This is a genomic window from Microbacterium sp. CCH5-D1, from assembly GCF_001557335.1.
Lineage (GTDB): Bacteria > Actinomycetota > Actinomycetes > Actinomycetales > Microbacteriaceae > Microbacterium > Microbacterium oxydans.
In genome coordinates this window covers 1-20,268 of record NZ_LSJW01000201.1, presented here as the reverse complement: position 1 = coordinate 20,268, position 20,268 = coordinate 1, and the positions used below count along the sequence as shown (strand labels likewise).

Genomic DNA, 20,268 nt, shown 5'->3' with positions numbered 1-20,268 from the left:
GATGTGGCGGGAGGGCCTGATGCGGCGGGGCGAACGGACATCCCCGGTATCCGTTCATCGCGCCATCCGCGCCGCTCGTCGCAGCGACCGCGGCGAGCGGTCATGTCGGGAGCGGGATCTTCCTAACGTGGGGGAACGCAACGTCGCGTATCCCGAGGAGACCCCCATGACCGCACCTTCGTCGCGCCGCCGCGACGGCGCCGGACTCGTCGACGACGAGCCCATCATCGTCACCGACCCGAACCTCCCTCCCGTGGCCCTCACCGAAGAGCACCACGAGAAGGCGAACCGCTGGACCCTGCCGAAGATAATCCTGTGGGCCGCGATCGCCCTGCTGGGTGCCGTCGCCTGGACCATGCTCGCGATCGTCCGCGGCGAGACGGTCAACGCGATCTGGTTCGTGTTCGCCGCGGTCTGCACGTACCTGATCGGCTACCGGTTCTACTCGAAGGTGATCGAGAAGTACATCACCCGACCCGATGACCGCCGGGCCACCCCCGCCGAGGTGAAGCAGGACGGCAAGGACTACGTCCCCACCGACCGCCGGGTGCTCTACGGTCACCACTTCGCCGCGATCGCCGGTGCCGGCCCGCTCGTCGGCCCCGTGCTCGCGGCGCAGATGGGGTACCTCCCCGGCACGATCTGGATCATCGTCGGCGTCGTGCTCGCAGGCGCCGTGCAGGACTACACGGTGCTCTTCTTCTCGATGCGACGCGGTGGTCGCACGATCGGGCAGATGGCCCGTCAGGAACTCGGCAAGATCGGTGGAACCGCCGCGATCATCGCCTCGCTGCTGATCATGCTGATCATCGTCGCGATCCTCGCCCTCGTCGTCGTCAACGCGCTGGGCGAGAGCCCGTGGGGCGTCTTCTCGGTCGCGATGACCATCCCGATCGCGTTGTTCATGGGCGTGTACCTGCGCTACCTGCGCCCGGGCAAGGTGACCGAGGTCTCGATCATCGGCTTCGTGCTGCTCATGGCCGCGATCATCGGCGGGGGCTGGGTCGCCGGCACCGAGTGGGGCCAGGCGATCTTCCACCTCGACCGCACCACGATCGCCTGGGGCATCATCATCTACGGCTTCATCGCCGCGGTGCTCCCGGTGTGGCTGCTGCTCGCCCCCCGCGACTACCTGTCGACCTTCATGAAGATCGGCGTGATCGTGATGCTCGCCGGGGCCATCGTGCTGGTCCGTCCCGAGATCACCGTCCCCGCCATCAGCATCTTCGGTGAGAACGGCATGGGGCCGGTGTTCGCCGGTCCGCTGTTCCCCTTCCTGTTCGTCACGATCGCCTGCGGAGCGCTGTCGGGCTTCCACGCCCTGATCGCCTCCGGCACCACCCCGAAGCTCATCGAGAAGGAGCGTCAGACGCGCTTCATCGGCTACGGCGGCATGCTCATGGAGTCGTTCGTCGCGATCATGGCACTCGTCGCCGCGATCTCCATCGACCAGGGCATCTACTTCGCGATGAACGCACCGACCGCCGCCACAGGGGGCACGGTCGAGGGGGCCGTGGCCTTCGTGAACTCGCTCGGCCTGACGGGAGTGAACCTGACGCCCGACATGCTCACAGGCACGGCAGCGGCTGTCGGGGAGGAGTCGATCGTCTCGCGCACCGGTGGTGCCCCCACCCTGGCGCTCGGCCTCGCGCACATCATGCAACAGGCTCTCGGTGGCCAGGCCCTCATGGCGTTCTGGTACCACTTCGCGATCATGTTCGAGGCGCTGTTCATCCTCACGGCCGTCGATGCAGGAACCCGCGTCGCCCGGTTCATGCTGCAGGACTCGATCGGCGCCTGGTTCCCCAAGTTCCGCGACGTCTCCTGGCGCCCCGGGGTGTGGATCTGCACCGCGATCATGGTGGCCGGCTGGGGAGCGATCCTCATCCTCGGCGTCACCGACCCGCTCGGCGGCATCAACACCTTCTTCCCGCTGTTCGGCATCGCCAACCAGCTGCTCGCCGCGATCGCGCTCGCCGTGGTGATGGCCATCGTCGCCAAGCGCGGTAAGAGCTACATCAAGTGGCTGTGGATCATCGGGCTGCCTCTGGCCTTCACCGCGGTGGTCACGATCACGGCGTCGCTGTACAAGATCGCCTCTCCCGTGCCGGCCATCGGCTATTGGGCGAATCACTTCCGCTACGTCGCCGCCCGCGACAGCGGAGACACCTCGCTCGGCGAGCCGGCGGTGCTCGATGCGGTCATCCGCAACACCGCCGTGCAGGGCACGCTGTCGATCATCTTCGTGACCCTGGCGATCATCGTGATGGTGGCGGCCGTGATCGTCACGATCAGGGCGATCCGCAACGGTGGTGGCGAGAACACCGAGGACGCACCCGTGGCCTCGCGCCGCTTCGCCCCGGCCGGGTTCCTGCCCAGCGCCGAAGAACGCGAGCTCGAGAAGCAGTGGGAGCCGATCCTCGCCGACGAGCGCAAGGCGTCGACCCACTGATGTCGAGACACTGAGATGGCTGACACCACGAGTCGGACGGATGCCGCGACCACCCTCCTGCGGACGCTGCTCAGCGCCGCGGTGCGGGCCGGCCGCGGCATCCGCTGGTACATCACGACCCTGATGGGCGACAGCGCCTACGCGACGTACGTCGCCCATCACGGTCGCGTGCATCCCGGCGAGGAGCCGCTGACCGAGCGGCAGTTCTGGCGGCAGCGGATGGACGACCAGGATCGCAACCCCGGTGCCCGCTGCTGCTGAGGCGTGCGCGGCTCCGTAGGCTGAACCCATGACCGACGTCGTTCTCGCAGCGATCCTCGGCGTGCTCGGCGGCATCGTCCTCTCGGTGCTCCTCCTGCTCGCACGTCGACTCGCCCGCGGCGCCGCCGAGCTGGGGAGCGACGCCGAACAGGCCGCCCTCACCGTGCTGCATCAGGCGAGTCTGGCGGCACCGCATCTGCGCGCTGGACTGTCCGCCCCCGACGTCGTCAAGGCCGCGCGTCACCTGCGGGTGCTCCTCGGCAGCGCGGCGGTCGCGATCGTCAGCGCCGAGGGCACGGTGTCGTTCGACGGGCCGTCCGACGGACTGGAATCCGCTGCCCGCCGCATCGCCGCCAGGGTCGGGGAGTCGGGACGCAGGCAGGTCTTCCCCGCGCCCGGTGCCGACGACGACCTCGAGGCCGTCGGGGCGCCCATCCTGGTCGATGGACGCGTGATCGGCGTCGTGGTCGCCTTCGCGGCGCCCGTCCGTGCCGCGCTGGTGCGTGCCTCGGAGGAGGTGGCCGACTGGTGTGCCGCGCAGGTCGAGCTCGGCGGACTCGACGCGTCCAGGACGCAGCTGGCCGAGGCGGAGCTGCGCTCGCTGCGTGCGCAGATCTCGCCGCATTTCATCTACAACGCCCTCACGGCGATCGCCTCCTTCGTGCTCACCGACCCCGCACGCGCGCGCGAGCTGGTGCTGGAGTTCGCCGACTTCACCCGCTACTCCTTCCGGCGCCAGGGGGAGTTCACGACGGTGGCCGACGAGCTCGGCAGCATCCACTCGTATCTCGAGCTCGAACGAGCGCGGTTCGGGGACCGTCTGCGCGTGACGCTGCAGATCGCACCGGAGACGCTGGCCACCGTCATCCCGTTCCTCTCGGTGCAGCCGCTGGTCGAGAACGCCGTCCGTCACGGGCTCGAGCCCGGCGAAGGGGGAGGGGAGATCCGCATCGCCTCACGCGACGACGGCACCCACACCGAGATCACGGTCGAGGACGACGGGGTGGGCATGGACCCCGAGGCTCTTCATGCGACGCTCACCGCCGGCGACGACGGGGTCCACGTGGGACTCCGCAACGTCGACACCCGGCTCCGCCAGCTCTACGGGGCGGACGGCGCTCTGGTGGTCGAGACGAACACGGGCGCCGGTACCCTGGTGCGCATGCGGGTCCCGAAGTCCCAGCCGCAGCACGACCCGGACGGCGACGGCCGAGCATGACCAGAAGCGTGCAGCCGATCGATGTGCTCGTCGCGGACGACGAGAGACCCGCCCTGGATGAGCTGGTCCATCTGCTGCGCACGGACGCGCGCATCGGCGCGATCGTCACCGCATCATCGGGTGCGGAAGCCCTGCGGCTGCTGTCGGAGCGGGCCGTACGGATCGCATTCCTCGACATCCACATGCCGGGGCTCGGCGGGATGGAGCTCGCGCGTGCGCTGCTCGCCCTCGCGGAACCGCCCGCCGTCGTGTTCGTGACCGCCGATGATGCCAGGGCGGTGGAGGCGTTCGAGCTGCGTGCCGCCGACTACCTCCTCAAGCCCGTGCGCATCGAACGGCTCCGCCAGGCGGTCGGACGGGTGGTCGAGGTCGCGGAGGCTCCGACGCCCGGCGACGACGAGATGCTGCCGGTCACGATCGGATCCGTGGTGCGGTTCGTGCGTCGCAGCGAGGTGCGCTGGGTGCAGGCCCAGGGGGACTATTCCCGGTTGCACACCGGCGACGGTGCGGGGCACCTGGTGCGCACGCCCATCTCGGAACTCGAGACGCGGTGGGCGGAAGCCGGGTTCCTGCGCATCCATCGCTCCTCGCTCGTGCGCATCGCCGTCGTGTCCGAGGCCCGGCTCTCCGGCGCTGAACCCTCGGTCTCGATCGGCTCCGTCTCGCTGCCGGTGAGCAGACGCCTGGTGCCAGCGGTGCGCGATGCCCTGTTGCGCGGGGAGGTCGGAGGATGACGGAGAAGCCGAAGCGCGTGCGGGTGCGGGTGACCGCTGATCTGCCTGATCGTCGGCCGGCGGCCTTCACCCGGGGAATCGCGCTGCCGGGCGCACCCGTCGACGAGGCGGATGCCGTCTACGCCAGGGCTCTCATGCGCAGTCAGCTGCGACTCGCACTCGGAACGGTCGCCGGGTTCGTGATCGTCGTCATCGCGCTGACTCTGGCGATCGCGCTCATTCCGGAGATCGGGCAGGTCATGGTCTGGGGCCTGCCGTTGTCATGGCTGCTGCAGGCGTACGCGTTCTATCCGATCATCGTGGTGTTCGCGGTGCTCTACGTGCGCACCGCAGCGCGCAACGAACGTCGATATCGTGCCCTCCGGGATCGCGAATGAATGCGGTGCTCGACCTCATCGGCGTCGCGCTCGTGATCGTCGCGACGCTGCTGATCGGCATCTACGGTCTGCGCATCTCGCGCACGACCGGCGACTTCTTCGTCGCGTCCCGCACCGTGCGGCCGGTATGGAACGCCTCGGCGATCAGCGGCGAGTACCTCTCGGCCGGCACGTTCCTCGGGCTGTCCGGCCTCGTGCTGCTCGACGGCGCCCGTGGCTTCTGGTTCCCCATCGGCTACGCGGCCGGCTATCTCCTGGTCCTGGCATTCGTCGCGGCACCCCTTCGGCGCAGCGGGGCCTACACGATCCCGGACTTCATCGAGGCGCGGTTGGAGTCGCCGTCGGCGCGCCGGGTCACGAGCGTCGCGGTGCTGGTCATCGGCTGGCTCTACATCGTGCCGCAGCTGCACGGAGCGGGGCTGACCCTGCTGGTCGTCGCCGGTCTGCCGGAATGGGTGGGAGCCGTGACCGTCGCCGTGCTCGTGGCCGCGGCGGTGGCCGCGGGCGGGATGCGGGCGATCACCTACGTGCAGGCTTTCCAGTACTGGCTCAAGCTCACCGCGCTTCTGGTGCCCGTGGTGTTCATCGCGTTCGCCCTCAGTGGGGGTCCGCACGACTTCGATCCGGCGCTGGTGTTCCCCGTCGAGGCCGGGCCCTCGGGGTTCGACGCCTACGAGACCGCCTCGCTCCTGCTCGCGCTGCTGCTGGGCACGATGGGTCTACCGCACGTGCTGGTGCGCTTCTACACGAGTCCGACCGGGGTGTCCGCACGGCGCACGACCGTGATCGTGATCGGCATGGTGAGCGCCTTCTACGCGGTGTCGAGCACGATGGGGCTGCTTGCGCGCATCGCCGCTCCGGACCTGGCGGTGCCCGGTGTCGCGGACACGGCTGTGCTGCTGCTCCCCTCGCGCGTCTTCCCCGGGGCGTTCGGTGAACTGTTGACCGCGCTGATCGTCGCCGGAGCGTTCGCAGCGTTCCTGGCGACATCGGCCGGCCTCGTCGTGTCGCTCGCCGGTGTGATCAGCCAGGACGTGTTCTCCGGATCCGTGCGGTCGTTCCGGCTGTCGGCGGTGCTCTGTGCCCTGGTGCCGCTCGCCGTGGCGCTGCTCACGGCCCCGGCGGGCCTCGGGTCGAGCGTGGGTGTCGTGTTCGTGGTGGCGGCGTCGACCCTCTCGCCGGTCGTGCTGCTCGGCGTGTGGTGGCGGGGGCTCACCGCACGAGGTGCGGTGGCCGGAATGGTGTCGGGTGGGTGCGCTGCGGGACTCGCCCTGCTGGTGCACGCGGCGGTCGGCGGCATCGGAGCAGCGGCGCCCTATCTCGCGCAGCCCGCCGCATGGACGATCCCGCTCGCCACAGCGGTCACGGTCGTCGTCTCGCTGCTGGATCCGCGGGGTCCGTCGCCGCGCACCGAGCGCTTCCTCGCCCGCGTGCACACCCCCGAGCGCGGCTGAGTCAGAGCTTGCGGCTGCGCGGCATGAGCCGAACAGGGGGGAGGGGCGGCGCGGGTATGCGCACATCGTGCCCGGCCACGACTCCGAAACGGTCGGACGCCGCCTCCCACTCCTCGCGGGCCTCGACGATCTCTTCGTGTGTGCGTCCGGCGAAATTCCACCACATCACGATGTCGTCCTCGAACGGCTCACCGCCCAGCAGGAAGAGCAGGGCGCCCTCGGTGCTCGACACCTCGACCGCATCGCGGGAGTCGCCGAGGTAGAGCAGTCCGTTGCGGTCGAGTGGATGCCCGGCCACCACGGCATCGCCTTCGACGAGCATCAGCGCGTGCTCCCAGTCGGAACGCAGTGGCAGGCGCACGCGCGAGCCGGGGGAGATGACGACCTCGGCGCCGACGATCGGGGTGTGCACGGTGGCGGGCGAACGCACCCCGGCGAGTTCGCCGAGCACGACCGTGGCCTCGGCATCTGCTCCCTCTTCGGCCGGGAGTGCGAGTGTCGGCAGCGCGGTGTGCCGTTCGAAGCCGGGGGCACCGCGGCGGGCCGAGTCGGGCAGCACCACCCAGAACTGCAGGGCGTCGAGCGGCACCGGTTCTTCACCGATCGAGTACTCCGAGTGCGAGATGCCGTCGCCCGCTGTCATCAGGTTCAGCTGCCCGCGGCGCAAGTCGGCGTCGCTGCCGAGCGAGTCGCGGTGGCGGATCTCTCCGACGAGTGGCCAGGTCACGGTCTGCAGTCCGATGTGCGGATGCGGCTCGACCCGCATCTTTGTGTCGGCGGGACCGAACCGGTCCAGGAAGCACCAGGCGCCGATCGTCGGCAGGTTGCGGTGAGGCAGCGCCCGCAGCACGTTCATGCCGCGCACTCCGCCCAGCGGCACCTCGCGGGGCTCGAGGATGAGGCGGTGCTGCCCGATCATTCGGCTCGGCCCGTCGGCTCTTCGCCCGTCGATGCGCCATGGCTCGGCGACGCCCGCGGCCAGCGGATCTCGGCTCCGGCGATCTCGTGCGTTTCGAGGTACTTCGCGATGTACGGGCACAGCGGGACGATCGCCTCACCGCGTCCTGCGGCATCCGTCAGCGCTGCCGATGCCAGCTTTCCCGCCAGCCCCTGGCCCTGGAACGCCGGGTCGACCTCGGTGTGGATGAAGCGGATCGATCCGGGGCGCAGGTCGAACTCCGCGAAACCTGCGAGCACGTCGTCGGAGCGGATCTCGTAGCGCGACTCGTCGTCGTTGCGGGTCACGGTGATGTCGGTCATCGGAGGCTCCTTCGAACGGGTTGACTCCAACCTACGCCCGCGTGAGATCGCTGGGGCGGGCGAGAACCCGGTCCGTCTGGCGCCGACGCAGACGGTCCGGGTTCTCGCCCACCGATCCGGTCAGCCCGCTGTTTCCATCACGGCTACCCCGTGCGCATCCTCCCGACTCTTCTTCGGGAAGAGGAAGGTGAGTGCGAGGAAGGCGACGAGCATGATCGCGGGCACGATCAGGGTCTGCTGATACGCCTCCGCCGGGGTACCGGAGTCGATCGCATCGAAGAACACCGAGGCGAAGATCGCGACACCCACTGCGCTCGCGATCGCCTGGACCGCGGTGAGAACGCCCGAAGCCGAACCGATCTCGTCGTCCTTCACCGCGGCGAGGATCGTGCTGAACAGTGCGGCGATGATCGCGCCGCCGCCGACCCCGAACAGGGCGATGCCCGGGGCGATGGTCCAGATGCTGAAGTCGCCCGGCTGCTGCAGCTCGAACCACAGCAGTCCCGCGCCGAGCAGCTGCGTGACTGCTCCGAGCTGCAGCACGGACCGCCCGATCTTCTCGGCGAGCCATGCGCCGCTGATCGCACCGCCGACCGCGGAGCCGATCGCGAGTGGCAGGTTGCTCAACCCCGCCTCGCCGGCGCTGAAGCCGTTGCCGACCTGCAGGAACAGCGTCAGCACCAGCTGTGTGCCGGTCAGGCTGCTGAAGAACAGGGCGATGCCCACGAGCCCGAAGGTGTAGGCCCGACGCGTGAACATGGTCGCCGTGACCAGCGGCACTCCGCCGCGGGCGAGGAGTGCGCGCTGCTGCACCCCGAAGAGGATGAAGCCAGCAAGGCCGGCGGCCACGCACGCCCAGGCCCACAGCGGCCAGTCCAGCTCGGGTCCGAAGGTGAGGCCGAGCACGAGGATGCCGGATGCCGCGACGATGACGGCTGCGCCGAGCATGTCGATGCGGACCGCCCGATCCCCCGAGCGTCGCGGCAGGATGCGCCAGGCGATGACCAGGGCGACGATCCCGATGGGGATGTTCACGAGGAAGACCGAGCGCCATCCGAGCCCGAGGATGTCGGCCTCGATCAGTCCGCCGCCGATGATGGGGCCCAGGATGCCGCCGAGGCCCAGCGCCGGACCGAAGATGCCGAATGCGACGGCGAGCTCGGCGCCGGAGAGGTTCTCACGCAGCAGACCGAGGCCCTGGGGGAGCAGCAGCGCGCCGGCCGCGCCCTGGAGCAGACGGAAGGCGATCAGTAGCTCAGCGGTCGGCGCGAGGGAGCACAACAGCGATGCGATCGTGAACGCCGACAGGCCGAGGAGGAACATCCGGCGCCGCCCGAAGCGGTCACCCAGGCGACCGCCCAGGATCAGTCCCGCCCCCAACGCGAGGGCGTAGCCGCCGATCACGCACTGCAGGCCCAGGGCGTTCGTCCCCAGGGAGGACTCCAACGAGGGGCCGGCGACGTTGACGATCGTCGCGTCGAGCATGTCCATGATCTCGGCCGCGAGCATCACTCCGAGGATCGCCCAGCGCCAGCGGTAGGGCGCTTCTGTCGCGTCTGTCATATCGTCTCAATCCTTGATTATCAATCAAATTAGCAATATGAAGTATTACCATGGTGCGCATGGATGTCAAACGGTCCGAGCGGGCGACGGAATCGGCCTCGACGTATGACCCGTCACGTCGGCACGACGCCGGCGAGATCGACGAGAGTGACATCCGCACCCGCGTGCAGCAGCTCACGATGCGTCAGCAGCGCTTCGAGCGCTCGATCGCCAAGCAGCTCGAACTCGACGCCCCGGGCCTCGAGGTGCTCGACCACCTCATCTCCCGCGGCCCCACGACTCCGACCGAGCTGGCCCACCGCGTCGAGATCTCGACCGCAGCCATGACTCTCGTCCTCAATCGCCTCGAAGATCGCGGCCATGTGCGCCGAGATCGGCATCCGTCCGACGGGCGAAAACTCATCGTGACCGCGTCAGAGGATGCCGCCGCCGATGCCGAGCGCCTGGTGGAGCCGCTCATCGTCGAGGTCGAGGCGCAGATCGCCGCGATGAGCGAGGGCGAGCGGGCGACGGTGGCGAAGTTCCTCGACGACCTCATCCGCGCCTACGACCGGTCGACCGCGAGCTGATCGAGACTGCGCCTGTGGATGAGGCGCGGCCCACGTCGGCGGGGGTCGTTACGCTGGAGGGATGCCGCAGACTCCCCGTGACCCGTACGCGGACCTGCCGTACGCCGACGAGCCCTATGACGACGGGTGGGAGTCGTCCATCCCGCCCGAGCCGATGGACTGGGAGCCTCAGGGCGCCGGGTTCGAACCGCCGCTGGACTGGGGTCAGGGTCCGGTCACCCCGGTGGCCCCCGCGGCCTCCGCGCCGGCCGTGCGCCGAGCGACGCCGAGCCGCTACTCCACCGCACGCGAGGCCCTGCACACGGTCTTCGGCTACGACGAGTTCCGCGGCGACCAGGCAGGCATCGTCGATCAGGTCATCGGGGGCGGAGACGCCGTCGTGCTGATGCCCACCGGTGGCGGCAAGAGCATCACGTACCAGGTGCCCGCGCTCGTGCGCGAGGGCACGGGGCTCGTGATAAGCCCGCTCATCGCGCTCATGCACGACCAGGTCGACGCTCTGCGGGCCAACGGCGTCAACGCCGCCTATCTCAACTCCACGCAGGCGATCGACGAGCGCCGCGAGGTCGAGCGGGCGTACGTCGCCGGTGAACTCGACCTCATCTACGTCGCCCCGGAGCGGTTGTCGAACGCGCAGACCACGGCGCTCCTGCAACGCGGCACCCTCAGCGTGATCGCGATCGACGAGGCCCACTGCGTGTCGCAGTGGGGTCACGACTTCCGGCCCGACTACCTGGCTCTCGGCGATCTGGGCGAGCGGTTCCCCGGTGTTCCACGCATGGCGCTCACGGCTACTGCGACCGCAGCGACGCACAAGGAGATCACCGAACGTCTGCACCTCGACGGCGCAGAGGGGCGGGCGCCGGCGAAGCACTTCGTGGCGAGCTTCGATCGCCCGAACATCCAGTACCGGATCGTGCCCAAGGTCGACCCGCGCAAGCAGCTGGTCGCGTTCATCAAGTCGCAGACCCCGGTGACCGACGACGCCGCGCAGCCCGCGGGCATCGTGTACGCGCTCAGTCGCAAGTCGGTCGAGCAGACGGCGACGTACCTCGCCGCCCAGGGTCTCGATGCGCTGCCGTACCACGCGGGTCTTCCCGCCGAGGTGCGCGCGGCCAACCAGGCGCGCTTCCTCCGCGAGGACGGCGTCGTCATGGTCGCCACCATCGCATTCGGGATGGGCATCGACAAGCCGGATGTGCGCTTCGTCGCGCACATCGATCTGCCGAAGTCCGTGGAGGGCTATTACCAGGAGACCGGGCGCGCCGGTCGAGACGGCGAGCCCTCGGTGGCCTGGATGGCTTACGGGCTCGGCGACGTCGTGCAGCAGCGCAGGCTCATCGACCAGAGTCCCGGTGATCGCACCTTCAAGATGCGCATGGGGCAGCACCTCGACGCCATGCTCGCGCTGTGCGAGACCGTGGAGTGTCGTCGGCAGAACCTGCTCGGCTACTTCGGCCAGGAGTCGCAGCCGTGCGGCAACTGCGACACCTGTCTCGACGACACCGAGACGTTCGACGGGCTCGTCCCAGCACAGAAGCTGCTCTCGACGATCGTGCGGTTGAAGCGCGAGCGCAATCAGGCGTTCGGCGCCGGGCACCTGATCGACATCCTCCGCGGGGCCTCGACAGAGCGCATCAGGCAGCAGGGTCACGACAAGCTCGCGACCTACGGCATCGGCAGCGATCTCTCGGATCAGGATTGGCGCAGCGTCGTCCGTCAGCTCCTGGCCCGCGGCATTCTCGTCGCGCAGGGTGACTACGGCACCCTCGCGCCCGGTGAGCAGGCGGCAGGAGTACTGCGTGGTGAGACCGCTGTACCCCTGCGCAAGGACACGATCGGGCGTCCGACGTCCTCGGGCCGGGCCCGCAAGGCCAGCGCCGCCGATGCCCTGGACGCGGGGGATCGGCCACTGTTCGAGGCACTGCGAGCATGGCGTGCCGAGACCGCTCGCGAGCAGGGCGTGCCCGCGTACATCGTGTTCGGTGACGCGACGCTGCGCGCGCTCGCGGAGCACCGCCCTGCTGCTCTCGCCGACCTCGACGGCATCACCGGCATCGGTGCGAAGAAGCGCGAGGCGTACGGTGAAGGCGTGCTCGCGGTGATCGCCGGCGCCTGACGCCGACGCCCGACGCCTCGCCTTCGGGCGTACTCCGGATCGTGGCGTCTTGAACACTTGCCCATATGGGTATATGTTGATCACATGGCGCGAGCGGCAACCACATCCGATGTCTTCAACGCGATCGCCGAACCGCGACGCCGGGACATCCTGACGCTGCTGCGCAGTGGCGACCGCCCCGTGACCGAGGTGTCCGAGGTGCTGGGGATGACTCAGCCGGGTGCCTCCAAGCACCTGCGTGTGCTGCGCGAGGTCGGTCTCGTGCGCGACCGCCGGGAGGGCAAGCAGCGGGTCTACGGGCTCGACGCCACGGGGCTCCGGGCCGTCCATGAGTGGACGGGCGGCTTCGAGCAGTTCTGGAACGAGAGCTTCGACCGGCTCGATGCCTACGTGCAGGACCTGAAAGCGGAAAGAAGGCAGGAGTAGTGGATGGATACGACGATTGATCGCGAGATCGTGATCTCGCGCGTGATCGACGCCGCGCCGGCGCTGGTGTTCGAGGCGTTCACCACGGTGCAGCACCTCTCGAGGTGGTGGGGCCCCGACGGTTTCACCACGACGACGCGATCGTTCGAGTTCCGTGTCGGGGGCGAATGGGAGTTCGTGATGCACGGACCGGACGGCACCGACTACCCGGAGTGGATCGTGTGGACCGACATCGTCGCGCCGGAGCGGATCGTGATGCTCCATGGTGAGCACCGCGACGATCCTGAGGCATTCGAATCACACCTCACGTTCGTGCTGGACGGCGATCGGACCCGCATCGAGATGCGCACGGTGTTCCCGACACCGGAGCTGCGCGACCGGGCGATCGAGCGGCATGGCGCACTCGAGGGTGGCCGGCAGACACTGGACAACCTCGCCGTCCACGTCGCGGAGATGGCGATCGCGCGAGGGGAGCGCTGATGGCCGGAGCGGTGTTCTTCAGCGTCTCGATGTCTCTCGACGGGTTCATCGCCCCCGAGTCGCCGGACGAGTTGATGGGTCGGCAGTGGATGGAGCTGCAGAAGTGGGTGTTCCGGCTGCGGTCCTTCCGCGAGAATCTGCACCTGGGCGAAGGTGGGGACGAGGGACGCGACAACGACATCGTGCGCGAGACGTTCGAGCGCACCGGGGCGAGTGTGATGGGGAAGCGGATGTTCGACGCCGGCGAGCACGCGTGGCCGGAGGACCCGCCGTTCCATACGCCGGTCTTCGTCGTCACCCATGAGGAGCGCGAGCCGTGGGAGCGCCGCGGCGGCACCACGTTCCACTTCGTGACCGACGGCATCGAGTCGGCGCTCGACCAGGCGCGCGCTGCTGCCGGCGACCTCGACGTCCGCATCTCGGGCGGCGGTGAGACGATCGTCCAGTTCCTCAATGCCGGTCTGGTCGACGAGTTCCACATCGCTCTCTCGCCTGTGCTGTTCGGGGCAGGAGTGCGCCTGTTCGACGGTGTGGACGGGGAACGCCTCTCGCTCGACCTGGTGGGCGCGGAGGATTCCCCGCAGACGACGCATCTGCGCTACGCCGTCCGTCTGCGCTGATCCGCGCGGCGTCGTCTCCGCGCGGCGTCGTCTCAGCGCAGCGCCGTCTCAGCGCAGCGCCGTCTCAGCGCGGAGGCAGCACCTCGTCGAGATGAGCCCGCAGGTGCGTGGCGATGTCGACCCTGTCGCGGTCATACAGCCACTGGTACTGCAGCCCGTCCCACATCGCGATGAGCCAGGTGGCCTCGTGCACGGGATCGCGGTGCGCTGGCAGGTCGCCGTCGACCTGGGCGAGGCGGAAGAGCTCAGCGAAGTAGTCGAGGGCGTTCGCGAACCGCATCGTGAAGTAGTCGTGTGCGGGGTGTGCGACGGGGACGGCCTCGCACGACAGCACCGCGTAGACCTCGATCAGTCCCGGTTCGTCCCGTGCGCTGAGCGCCGCGCCCTCGGGAATGCTGCGGAGCACCGTGGCAGCCGACGCGGTGCTCGTGAACATCTGGTTCTCGTTGATGGCGCTGTCGCGTTCCGTGAGCACGGCGCTCAGCAGCAGCTCCTTCGACGCGTAGTGGTGCAGCAGCGTCGACTTCGACACTCCGACCGCGGTGGCGATGTCCTGCAGGCTGGTGTCGCCGTAGCCGTCGCGGGCGAACAGGCGCATCGCATCGGAGACGATCTGTGCGCGCCTGCGGCGGCCGACCGCGTAGCCGGGGTCGGTGTCGGCGACACTGGTGGCGCGCAGTCGCGGGAGGGGACCGGCGGCCGTCGCGGACCCGGATGAGGGCTCGTCGTCGGGGTCCCGCCACGCGTGCGGCAGCGCCCACAGGTTCTCGCGCTCCTCGAGCATCTCGACGACGTCCACCCGATCGGGCAGGTACTGCGAGAGCAGCTGCAGCCCGTCCCACCCCGCCGTGTGCCGGACGGCCTCGCCGTCGACATCGCGGTCGGCGGCGACCACCCCGTGGTACTGGGCATCCTCGAGCACGTCGTTGCTGAGTGCGCGGATCCGGCAGTAGCGCTCGCGCATCCGCTCGTGCGCGGGGTGGTCCGGCGCCGAGGCCTCCCCGGTGAGGGCCGCGAACAGCTCGAGGTAGCCGGCGGTGCGCGCATTGCGCTCGGCGATGCCGGCGAAGACCAGCTCGCCCGGTTCGGATGCGGCCGAGATCGCGCTGAACACGGACTCGTTCTCGGCTTCGAGCCCGGCGACCACCTCTCCGAGCAGATCGTCCTTCGAGGCGAAGTGCCCGAGCAGGCCCGGGTGGCTGACGGAGGCGGCTGCGGCGATGTCGCGCAGCGACGTGGATCGGTAACCGCGGGTCACGAACAGATCGTGCGCGGCGGTGAGGATGCGCTGCCTCGTCGCGACGGCGCGCGAGTGACGGGTGCCGGTCGCCGTCATCGTCATCGCATCCTCCGTCATCACTCTATCCTCGTTCATTACCAATCGGTCTGGTTTGACTTACCAATCGGTCGAGATTGGTGTACTGTCATGCCAGAACCGCATCGCCCGAAGATGTGCGGTGAATCGAAAGGACTGTCATGACAGAGCTGTCATCCGCCGCCAACGCGGCCGCGGTGGGCACCACGGGATTCAAGGCCCCAGGGACCACGCCGCCCAAGACTCCGCGCGGCTACACCCCCGGCCTCGCCGCGGTGAACTTCGGTGTCTTCCTGGCGCTTCTCACCCCGGTGATGGTGTCCATGGCGTTCAAGATCCAGCACATCGACCCCGTCAACACCGAGGGAAGCCTCGGACTCGTGATGGGCGTCGGTGCGATCTTCGCGCTCGTGGCGAACCCCCTCGTCGGCAGGCTCTCCGACCGCACGACCTCGCGCTGGGGCATGCGTCGTCCGTGGATCCTGGGTGGTGCCGTCGTCGGCCTCGGCGGGTTCTTCCTCATCGGGTCCGCGAACTCCGTCTGGATGGTCCTGCTCGCCTGGTGCCTCGTGCAGACCGCGATGAACGCCGTGCTCGCGGCGGCGAACGCGACCCTGCCCGACCAGGTGCCGGTCACGAGCCGCGGCAAGGTGTCGGGCATCATCGGCATCACCACCCCGATCGGCATCCTCGCCGGCAGCTTCCTGGTGAACTTCCTGCCCGGCGACTTCGAGCGCTTCGTCGTGCCGGGCGTGATCGCACTGATCCTGGTGATCATCTTCGTCCTGATCCTGAAGGACCGCCGCCTCACCGAGAAGCCCGCCGAGAAGTTCACGATCGGGATGTTCTTCGGCTCGTTCGTGTTCAACCCGCGCAAGCACCCCGACTTCGGCTGGACCTGGCTCACCAAGTTCTTCGTGATGTTCGGCTATGCCGGCATCGCCACCTTCCTGCCGCTGTACCTCGTCACCAAGTTCGGCCTCGACGAGCAGGGTGCGGTGGGCGTCATCCTCGCGGCCAACCTCGCCTCGATGGCGGCGATGGCGATCTCCTCCCCGCTCGGCGGCTTCCTCTCCGACAAGATCGGCAAGCGCCGTCCCTTCGTCGCCGTCGCCGGTGTGATCATGGTGGTCGGTCTGGTCATCCTCGCCATCGCCCCCGATATCACGACCGTCATCATCGCCCAGGCCATCATCGGGCTCGGGGCCGGATCGTTCCTCTCGGTCGACCTCGCCCTCGCCACCGAGGTGCTGCCCAACCCGGACGACGTGGCGAAGGACCTCGGGGTGCTGAACATCGCCAACGCGCTGCCGCAGTCGATCGCCCCCGCGATCGCGCCGGGCATCATCGCCATCGGAGCGGCCACGCCGCTGGGCGGCTACACCACGTGGTACCTGTTCGGTGCGGTCGTCGCGCTGGCCGGTGCCGTGCTCGTCTACCGCATCAAGGGAGTCAAGTGACCATGACAGAGACCACCATCGCGCGCCCCTGGCTCGACACCGATCTCTCGGTCGACGAGCGGGTGCAGCTGCTGCTCGATGCCATGACCATCGAGGAGAAGGCAGGGCTCTTCTTCCACACCATGATCGCGATCGGCGACCTCGAGGAGCCCAACCCGGTGTTCGCGACGCCGTCGGCCCGCGAGTTCCTCGAGTCCAAGCAGATGACGCACTTCAACCTGCTGGGTGCCGCGCCCACCGGCCGGGAGATCGCCGCGTGGCAGAACGCCCTGCAGCAGCTCGCGGCGTCCACGCGCCTCGGCATCCCGGTCACGCTCTCCACCGACCCCCGGCACTCGTTCAGCGAGAATCCGGGAGCGTCGATCCTGGCAGGGCCCTTCTCGCAGTGGCCGGAGACGCTCGGCCTCGCGGCCACCCGCGACGAGGAGCTCGTCGAGCGCTTCGCCGACATCGCCCGCCAGGAGTACACGGCCGTCGGTCTGCGCGTAGCACTGCATCCGCAGGTCGACCTCGCGACCGAGCCGCGCTGGGCGCGCCAGACGGCGACGTTCGGCGAAGACGCCGAGCTGTCGGGAAAGCTCGGCGCGGCCTACATCCGCGGCTTCCAGGGGAAGTCGTTCGGGCCTGGCTCGGTATCGACCATGACGAAGCACTTCCCCGGCGGCGGCCCCCAGAAGGACGGCGAGGATCCGCACTTCCCGTACGGCCGCGAGCAGGTCTATCCTGGCGGCGAGTTCGAGCTTCACCTGAAGCCGTTCGAAGACGCGCTCGCCGCGGGTACCCGGCAGATGATGCCGTATTACGGGATGCCCGTCGGCACGGAGTACGAGGAGGTGGGTTTCGGCTTCAACAAGTCGGTGATCACGGGTCTGCTCCGCGAGCGCTACGGCTTCGACGGTCTGGTGTGCACGGACTGGGGTCTGATCAGCGATTCCGAGATATTCGGGCAGCCGTTCCCTGCGCGTGCCTGGGGTGTGGAAGATCTCACCCCTCGCGAGCGGATGAAGAAGGTGCTCGATGCGGGCGCCGATCAGTTCGGCGGCGAGGCGAACCCGGAGCTGCTGCTCGAGCTCGTCGCCGACGGCGAGATCACCGAGGCCCGGCTGGACATCTCGGCACGACGCATCCTGCGCGAGAAGTTCGAGCTCGGACTGTTCGAGAACCCATACGTCGACGAGGACGCCGCCGACGAGATCGTGGGTCGTGCCGACTTCCGTGCCGCGGGGGAGGATGCCCAGCGCGCGTCGATCACGGTGCTCGCGAACGACGGCGCGCTGCCCTTCGCCCGAGGGGCGAAGCTCTACGTCGAGGGCGTCGACGTCGCCGTGGCTGAAAAGTTCGCCGACGTCGTCGAGACGCCGTCGGAAGCCGATCTGGCGATCATCCGGCTGCAGGCTCCGTTCGAGGAGCGCGCGACCATGTTCGAGAACTTCTTCCACGCCGGTTCCCTCGACTTCCCGGATGACGTGATCGCCCATGTCGGCGAGGTCGCGGCCGTCGTGCCCACAGTGGTCGACGTGCTCGCCGATCGCCCGCCGATCCTGACGCCGCTCGCCGAGGTGGCGGCTGCGATCACGGTGAACTGGGGTGCTTCCGGGACGGCGCTGCTGGACGTGCTCAGCGGTGCGTTCCCCGCGCAAGGTCGGCTGCCCTTCGACCTGCCGCGCTCGATGGCGGCTGTCGAGACCTCGCGCCCCGACGTTCCGTTCGATACGACCGACCCGCTGTTCCGCTTCGGTCACGGGCTCTCGCTGTAACACCCGAGGGCATTCGCGAAACGCCTCGACGGCTTCGGCCGCGGGGCGTTTCGTCGTGTCGGCGAACCCTCGATCGCGGGTTCGATGTCGGCCGATGGCGAAGTGTCTCGGACGATGACGATGGCTGAAAAGTTCTCTGGACGAATGCTGGACAACGCGTCCCGTATCCCGTAGAACTGTCCTCAACATCGCTCGGCCGACTGACGTCGACCCGTGGGGGGGCCATGTGACGCGGAAGATCGCATCACACGGGAGTAGCGAATGGAATTGCAGGAGAGGACTCTGCGGCGACGCAGAGCAGCAGGAGGAAGCATCGCCGGCGTCACCGTCGGCGCGGTGATCCTCGCAAGTGCACTGGTGCCGACAGCGGCGAATGCGCTGGACGCGGCGAATCCGAACGATCCGTCGGTCGCGCAGGGGCAGATCATCCAGCTGCCGGCCGCACTGCTCGGCGGACTCGACATCGCCGCGCTCGGTCACACGCTGACGAGCAACCCGGCCGCCCCTGGCTCGGAGCTCGGCGGACTGAACGTCGGACTGCTCGAGGCGCTCAACATCGACGTGGGCACCCTCAACGTGCCGCTGCTGACCGACGGCACCACGCCGGGTCTGCTGCGGCTCGGCGACCTGGGCGCTGCGCAGAGCTTCAGCTCCTCGCCGACGCAGACCCAGTCGATCGCCTCTTCGGGCACGATCACCTCGGGTGGGGCTGTCGACACCGGCGCCATCGACGGCAGCGTGAACCCCGGCACCCTCGAGCTCACAGACCTCTTCGACCAGCTCGCCGTGGCGGGTCTGACCGATGCGGTCCTCGACCAGGCCTCCATCGGCATCGGCGCCCTCGCGTCGCGTGCCGAGTCGAACGCGGGAACGGTGACGTCCGAGTACCGCATCGCCGACCTGAACCTCGATCTGCACAGCAACCTGGTCGCCGGGCTCTCCGGCACCCTCGCCTCCGCGATCCAGGGCACCGTCACTCCCGTGAGCAACCTCGCCGGTCCCGGCGGCGCGCTGACCGCCCTCACCACCACGATCGTCAACACGATCAACGCGATCCCCGATGTGCCGCTCGTCGCCGCCTTCACCGCGACAGGGGGCACCGTCTCGATCGCGGGGCTCGACACGGTCGGGCAGACCGTGACGACGCAGGTGCTGCAGACCCCGGTCGAGAACACGACCGGTTCGGTTCTCGTCGACCTGAGCACCGGCACGGTCTCGGTCGATCTCGCCAAAATCCTCGTCGAGACCGGCGCGGGCGCGAACCTCAACACACTGCCGGCGAACACCCCGGTGCTCTCCGCCACGACGATCTCCGCCATCCAGCAGGGGATCACCTCCGCACTCACGGGCACGCACCCGAACAGCCTGAACGGCAAGGTCTCCACGATCCTGAAGTCGACGCTCGACGCCCTCCAGGTGACGATCACGGTCGGCGTCGACCTCACGGTGCCGCTCACCGGGACGCCGCTCGTGTCGGGCGACGTCACGGTCAAGGGTTCACTGGCGCAGTTCGCCGGCACCGCCACTCCCGTTCCCACGGTCGCGACCGACATCACCCTGGCCGGCCTCAACATCGGCGTGCTCCTGAACCCGGTGGTCGCGACGGTGACGAATGCGGTCGCCACGACGACGGGTCCGCTCGTGAACACCGCGTTGACCAGCGTGATCCCGCTCGTGCAGCCGGCACTCGCCGCTCTCACGGGTCCCGTGCTGACGACGCTCGATCCCGTGCTCCAGGGCGTGCTGTCGGACATCGCGACCATCACCATCAACGAGCAGCCGGCGACGGGAGACATCCCGGGCGGCAGCTTCACGGTGCGTGCGCTCGGAGTGAACCTGCTCCCGGCCGTCGGAGGCGGGGTCGCTCTCGACCTCGGTTCCTCGACGGTCAAGGCTGCCGCGGCAGCTGTGGCGGCTATCGACGCGGCCCCGACCGTCCAGGCGGGGACGAACCTGCCCGTGACCGGCTCCGGCTGGCCCGCGAACACGCAGGTCTCCGTGCAGGTGACCGCACCCGGCGGGGGGATCGTGAACGACCCTGTTCCGGTCACGACCGACGGCAACGGTGCATTCACGGTCGATTACTTCGTCCCGACCGCGACGACGGTGGGCACCGGGTACACGGTCACCGCGACGGCAGGCGCCGTCTCGGCGACGGATACGACCGAGGTGACGGCCGCGGCGACGGTCGATGCCGCCCCC

At 68.9% G+C, this 20,268-nt stretch carries 18 protein-coding genes; 14 read left to right on the top strand and 4 right to left on the bottom strand.

What is annotated here, in order from left to right:
- Positions 1-166 precede the first annotated feature (166 nt).
- Genes AX744_RS12140 through AX744_RS12115 form a run of 6 tightly spaced genes read left to right on the top strand, consistent with a single transcriptional unit; the run spans position 167 to position 6,497 of the window.
- Positions 167-2,452: a carbon starvation CstA family protein gene (locus tag AX744_RS12140; RefSeq protein ID WP_058632149.1), complete on the top strand. Its 2,286-nt coding sequence runs from the start codon at positions 167-169 to the stop codon at positions 2,450-2,452.
- A 15-nt stretch (positions 2,453-2,467) separates the two neighbouring features.
- Positions 2,468-2,713, top strand: coding sequence for a YbdD/YjiX family protein (locus tag AX744_RS12135; protein WP_046746616.1), 246 nt, complete (start codon positions 2,468-2,470; stop codon positions 2,711-2,713).
- Positions 2,714-2,741: 28 nt separating this feature from the next.
- Positions 2,742-3,932, top strand: coding sequence for a sensor histidine kinase (locus AX744_RS12130; protein WP_046746617.1), 1,191 nt, complete (start codon positions 2,742-2,744; stop codon positions 3,930-3,932).
- Positions 3,929-4,666, top strand: coding sequence for a LytR/AlgR family response regulator transcription factor (locus tag AX744_RS12125; protein ID WP_061017131.1), 738 nt, complete (start codon positions 3,929-3,931; stop codon positions 4,664-4,666). The genes AX744_RS12130 and AX744_RS12125 overlap by 4 nt, the downstream gene beginning before the upstream one ends.
- Entirely contained in the window at positions 4,663-5,043 is a 381-nt protein-coding gene (locus tag AX744_RS12120; RefSeq protein WP_046746619.1) for a hypothetical protein, read from the top strand. Before AX744_RS12125 ends, AX744_RS12120 begins: the two co-directional genes overlap by 4 nt.
- The gene (locus AX744_RS12115; protein WP_046746620.1) at positions 5,040-6,497 is read left to right on the top strand and encodes a sodium/solute symporter; all 1,458 of its coding nucleotides are present in this window, start codon (positions 5,040-5,042) and stop codon (positions 6,495-6,497) included. The genes AX744_RS12120 and AX744_RS12115 overlap by 4 nt, the downstream gene beginning before the upstream one ends.
- Before the next feature lies 1 nt (position 6,498).
- Here the strand turns inward: AX744_RS12115 and AX744_RS12110 are convergent, their stop codons facing one another.
- The 3 genes from AX744_RS12110 to AX744_RS12100 all read right to left on the bottom strand — a co-directional run bounded on the left by AX744_RS12110 (position 6,499) and on the right by AX744_RS12100 (position 9,320).
- On the bottom strand, positions 6,499-7,416 hold the full coding sequence (locus AX744_RS12110) for a pirin family protein (protein WP_058632152.1): 918 nt from the start codon (positions 7,414-7,416) through the stop codon (positions 6,499-6,501).
- Positions 7,413-7,757 (bottom strand): GNAT family N-acetyltransferase, encoded by a 345-nt coding sequence (locus tag AX744_RS12105; RefSeq protein ID WP_058632153.1) that lies wholly within the window; start codon positions 7,755-7,757, stop codon positions 7,413-7,415. Before AX744_RS12105 ends, AX744_RS12110 begins: the two co-directional genes overlap by 4 nt.
- Before the next feature lie 120 nt (positions 7,758-7,877).
- Positions 7,878-9,320 (bottom strand): MFS transporter, encoded by a 1,443-nt coding sequence (locus AX744_RS12100; protein WP_061017128.1) that lies wholly within the window; start codon positions 9,318-9,320, stop codon positions 7,878-7,880.
- A 59-nt stretch (positions 9,321-9,379) separates the two neighbouring features.
- Between AX744_RS12100 and AX744_RS12095 the strand changes: the two genes are divergently transcribed.
- From AX744_RS12095 to AX744_RS12075, 5 genes are all read left to right on the top strand, one after another.
- Positions 9,380-9,889, top strand: a complete 510-nt coding sequence (locus AX744_RS12095) for a MarR family winged helix-turn-helix transcriptional regulator (RefSeq protein WP_061017143.1) — start codon at positions 9,380-9,382, stop codon at positions 9,887-9,889.
- 61 nt (positions 9,890-9,950) lie between these two features.
- Positions 9,951-12,008, top strand: a complete 2,058-nt coding sequence (recQ, locus tag AX744_RS12090) for a DNA helicase RecQ (protein ID WP_061017126.1) — start codon at positions 9,951-9,953, stop codon at positions 12,006-12,008.
- 84 nt (positions 12,009-12,092) lie between these two features.
- Complete coding sequence (locus tag AX744_RS12085; RefSeq protein WP_046746624.1) at positions 12,093-12,434, top strand: ArsR/SmtB family transcription factor; 342 nt, start codon at positions 12,093-12,095, stop codon at positions 12,432-12,434.
- Between the two features lie 3 nt (positions 12,435-12,437).
- Complete coding sequence (locus AX744_RS12080; protein WP_058632157.1) at positions 12,438-12,914, top strand: SRPBCC family protein; 477 nt, start codon at positions 12,438-12,440, stop codon at positions 12,912-12,914.
- The gene (locus AX744_RS12075) at positions 12,914-13,534 is read left to right on the top strand and encodes a dihydrofolate reductase family protein (RefSeq protein ID WP_046746626.1); all 621 of its coding nucleotides are present in this window, start codon (positions 12,914-12,916) and stop codon (positions 13,532-13,534) included. The genes AX744_RS12080 and AX744_RS12075 overlap by 1 nt, the downstream gene beginning before the upstream one ends.
- A 64-nt stretch (positions 13,535-13,598) precedes the next feature.
- Here AX744_RS12075 and AX744_RS12070 read toward each other — a convergent pair whose 3' ends face one another.
- On the bottom strand, positions 13,599-14,891 hold the full coding sequence (locus AX744_RS12070; protein ID WP_231728799.1) for a TetR/AcrR family transcriptional regulator: 1,293 nt from the start codon (positions 14,889-14,891) through the stop codon (positions 13,599-13,601).
- Between the two features lie 119 nt (positions 14,892-15,010).
- Here AX744_RS12070 and AX744_RS12065 point away from each other — a divergent pair, with 119 nt between their 5' ends.
- The 3 genes from AX744_RS12065 to AX744_RS12055 form a co-directional block, all read left to right on the top strand.
- Complete coding sequence (locus AX744_RS12065) at positions 15,011-16,309, top strand: MFS transporter (protein ID WP_058632158.1); 1,299 nt, start codon at positions 15,011-15,013, stop codon at positions 16,307-16,309.
- A 2-nt stretch (positions 16,310-16,311) separates the two neighbouring features.
- The gene (locus AX744_RS12060; protein WP_061017124.1) at positions 16,312-18,066 is read left to right on the top strand and encodes a glycoside hydrolase family 3 protein; all 1,755 of its coding nucleotides are present in this window, start codon (positions 16,312-16,314) and stop codon (positions 18,064-18,066) included.
- 261 nt (positions 18,067-18,327) lie between these two features.
- A partial coding sequence (locus AX744_RS12055) for a choice-of-anchor G family protein (RefSeq protein ID WP_157543598.1) occupies positions 18,328-20,268 on the top strand: 1,941 nt, incomplete at its 3' end.

Excerpts from the sequence above, each read along its gene's own strand:
- AX744_RS12140 (WP_058632149.1), top strand. The coding sequence starts at position 167 with ATGACCGCACCTTCGTCGCGCCGCCGCGACGGCGCCGGACTCGTCGAC.
- AX744_RS12135 (WP_046746616.1), top strand. The coding sequence starts at position 2,468 with ATGGCTGACACCACGAGTCGGACGGATGCCGCGACCACCCTCCTGCGG.
- AX744_RS12130 (WP_046746617.1), top strand. The coding sequence starts at position 2,742 with ATGACCGACGTCGTTCTCGCAGCGATCCTCGGCGTGCTCGGCGGCATC.
- AX744_RS12125 (WP_061017131.1), top strand. The coding sequence starts at position 3,929 with ATGACCAGAAGCGTGCAGCCGATCGATGTGCTCGTCGCGGACGACGAG.
- AX744_RS12120 (WP_046746619.1), top strand. The coding sequence starts at position 4,663 with ATGACGGAGAAGCCGAAGCGCGTGCGGGTGCGGGTGACCGCTGATCTG.
- AX744_RS12115 (WP_046746620.1), top strand. The coding sequence starts at position 5,040 with ATGAATGCGGTGCTCGACCTCATCGGCGTCGCGCTCGTGATCGTCGCG.
- AX744_RS12110 (WP_058632152.1), bottom strand. The coding sequence starts at position 7,416 with ATGATCGGGCAGCACCGCCTCATCCTCGAGCCCCGCGAGGTGCCGCTG.
- AX744_RS12105 (WP_058632153.1), bottom strand. The coding sequence starts at position 7,757 with ATGACCGACATCACCGTGACCCGCAACGACGACGAGTCGCGCTACGAG.
- AX744_RS12100 (WP_061017128.1), bottom strand. The coding sequence starts at position 9,320 with ATGACAGACGCGACAGAAGCGCCCTACCGCTGGCGCTGGGCGATCCTC.
- AX744_RS12095 (WP_061017143.1), top strand. The coding sequence starts at position 9,380 with ATGGATGTCAAACGGTCCGAGCGGGCGACGGAATCGGCCTCGACGTAT.
- recQ (WP_061017126.1), top strand. The coding sequence starts at position 9,951 with ATGCCGCAGACTCCCCGTGACCCGTACGCGGACCTGCCGTACGCCGAC.
- AX744_RS12085 (WP_046746624.1), top strand. The coding sequence starts at position 12,093 with ATGGCGCGAGCGGCAACCACATCCGATGTCTTCAACGCGATCGCCGAA.
- AX744_RS12080 (WP_058632157.1), top strand. The coding sequence starts at position 12,438 with ATGGATACGACGATTGATCGCGAGATCGTGATCTCGCGCGTGATCGAC.
- AX744_RS12075 (WP_046746626.1), top strand. The coding sequence starts at position 12,914 with ATGGCCGGAGCGGTGTTCTTCAGCGTCTCGATGTCTCTCGACGGGTTC.
- AX744_RS12070 (WP_231728799.1), bottom strand. The coding sequence starts at position 14,891 with ATGACGGAGGATGCGATGACGATGACGGCGACCGGCACCCGTCACTCG.
- AX744_RS12065 (WP_058632158.1), top strand. The coding sequence starts at position 15,011 with ATGACAGAGCTGTCATCCGCCGCCAACGCGGCCGCGGTGGGCACCACG.
- AX744_RS12060 (WP_061017124.1), top strand. The coding sequence starts at position 16,312 with ATGACAGAGACCACCATCGCGCGCCCCTGGCTCGACACCGATCTCTCG.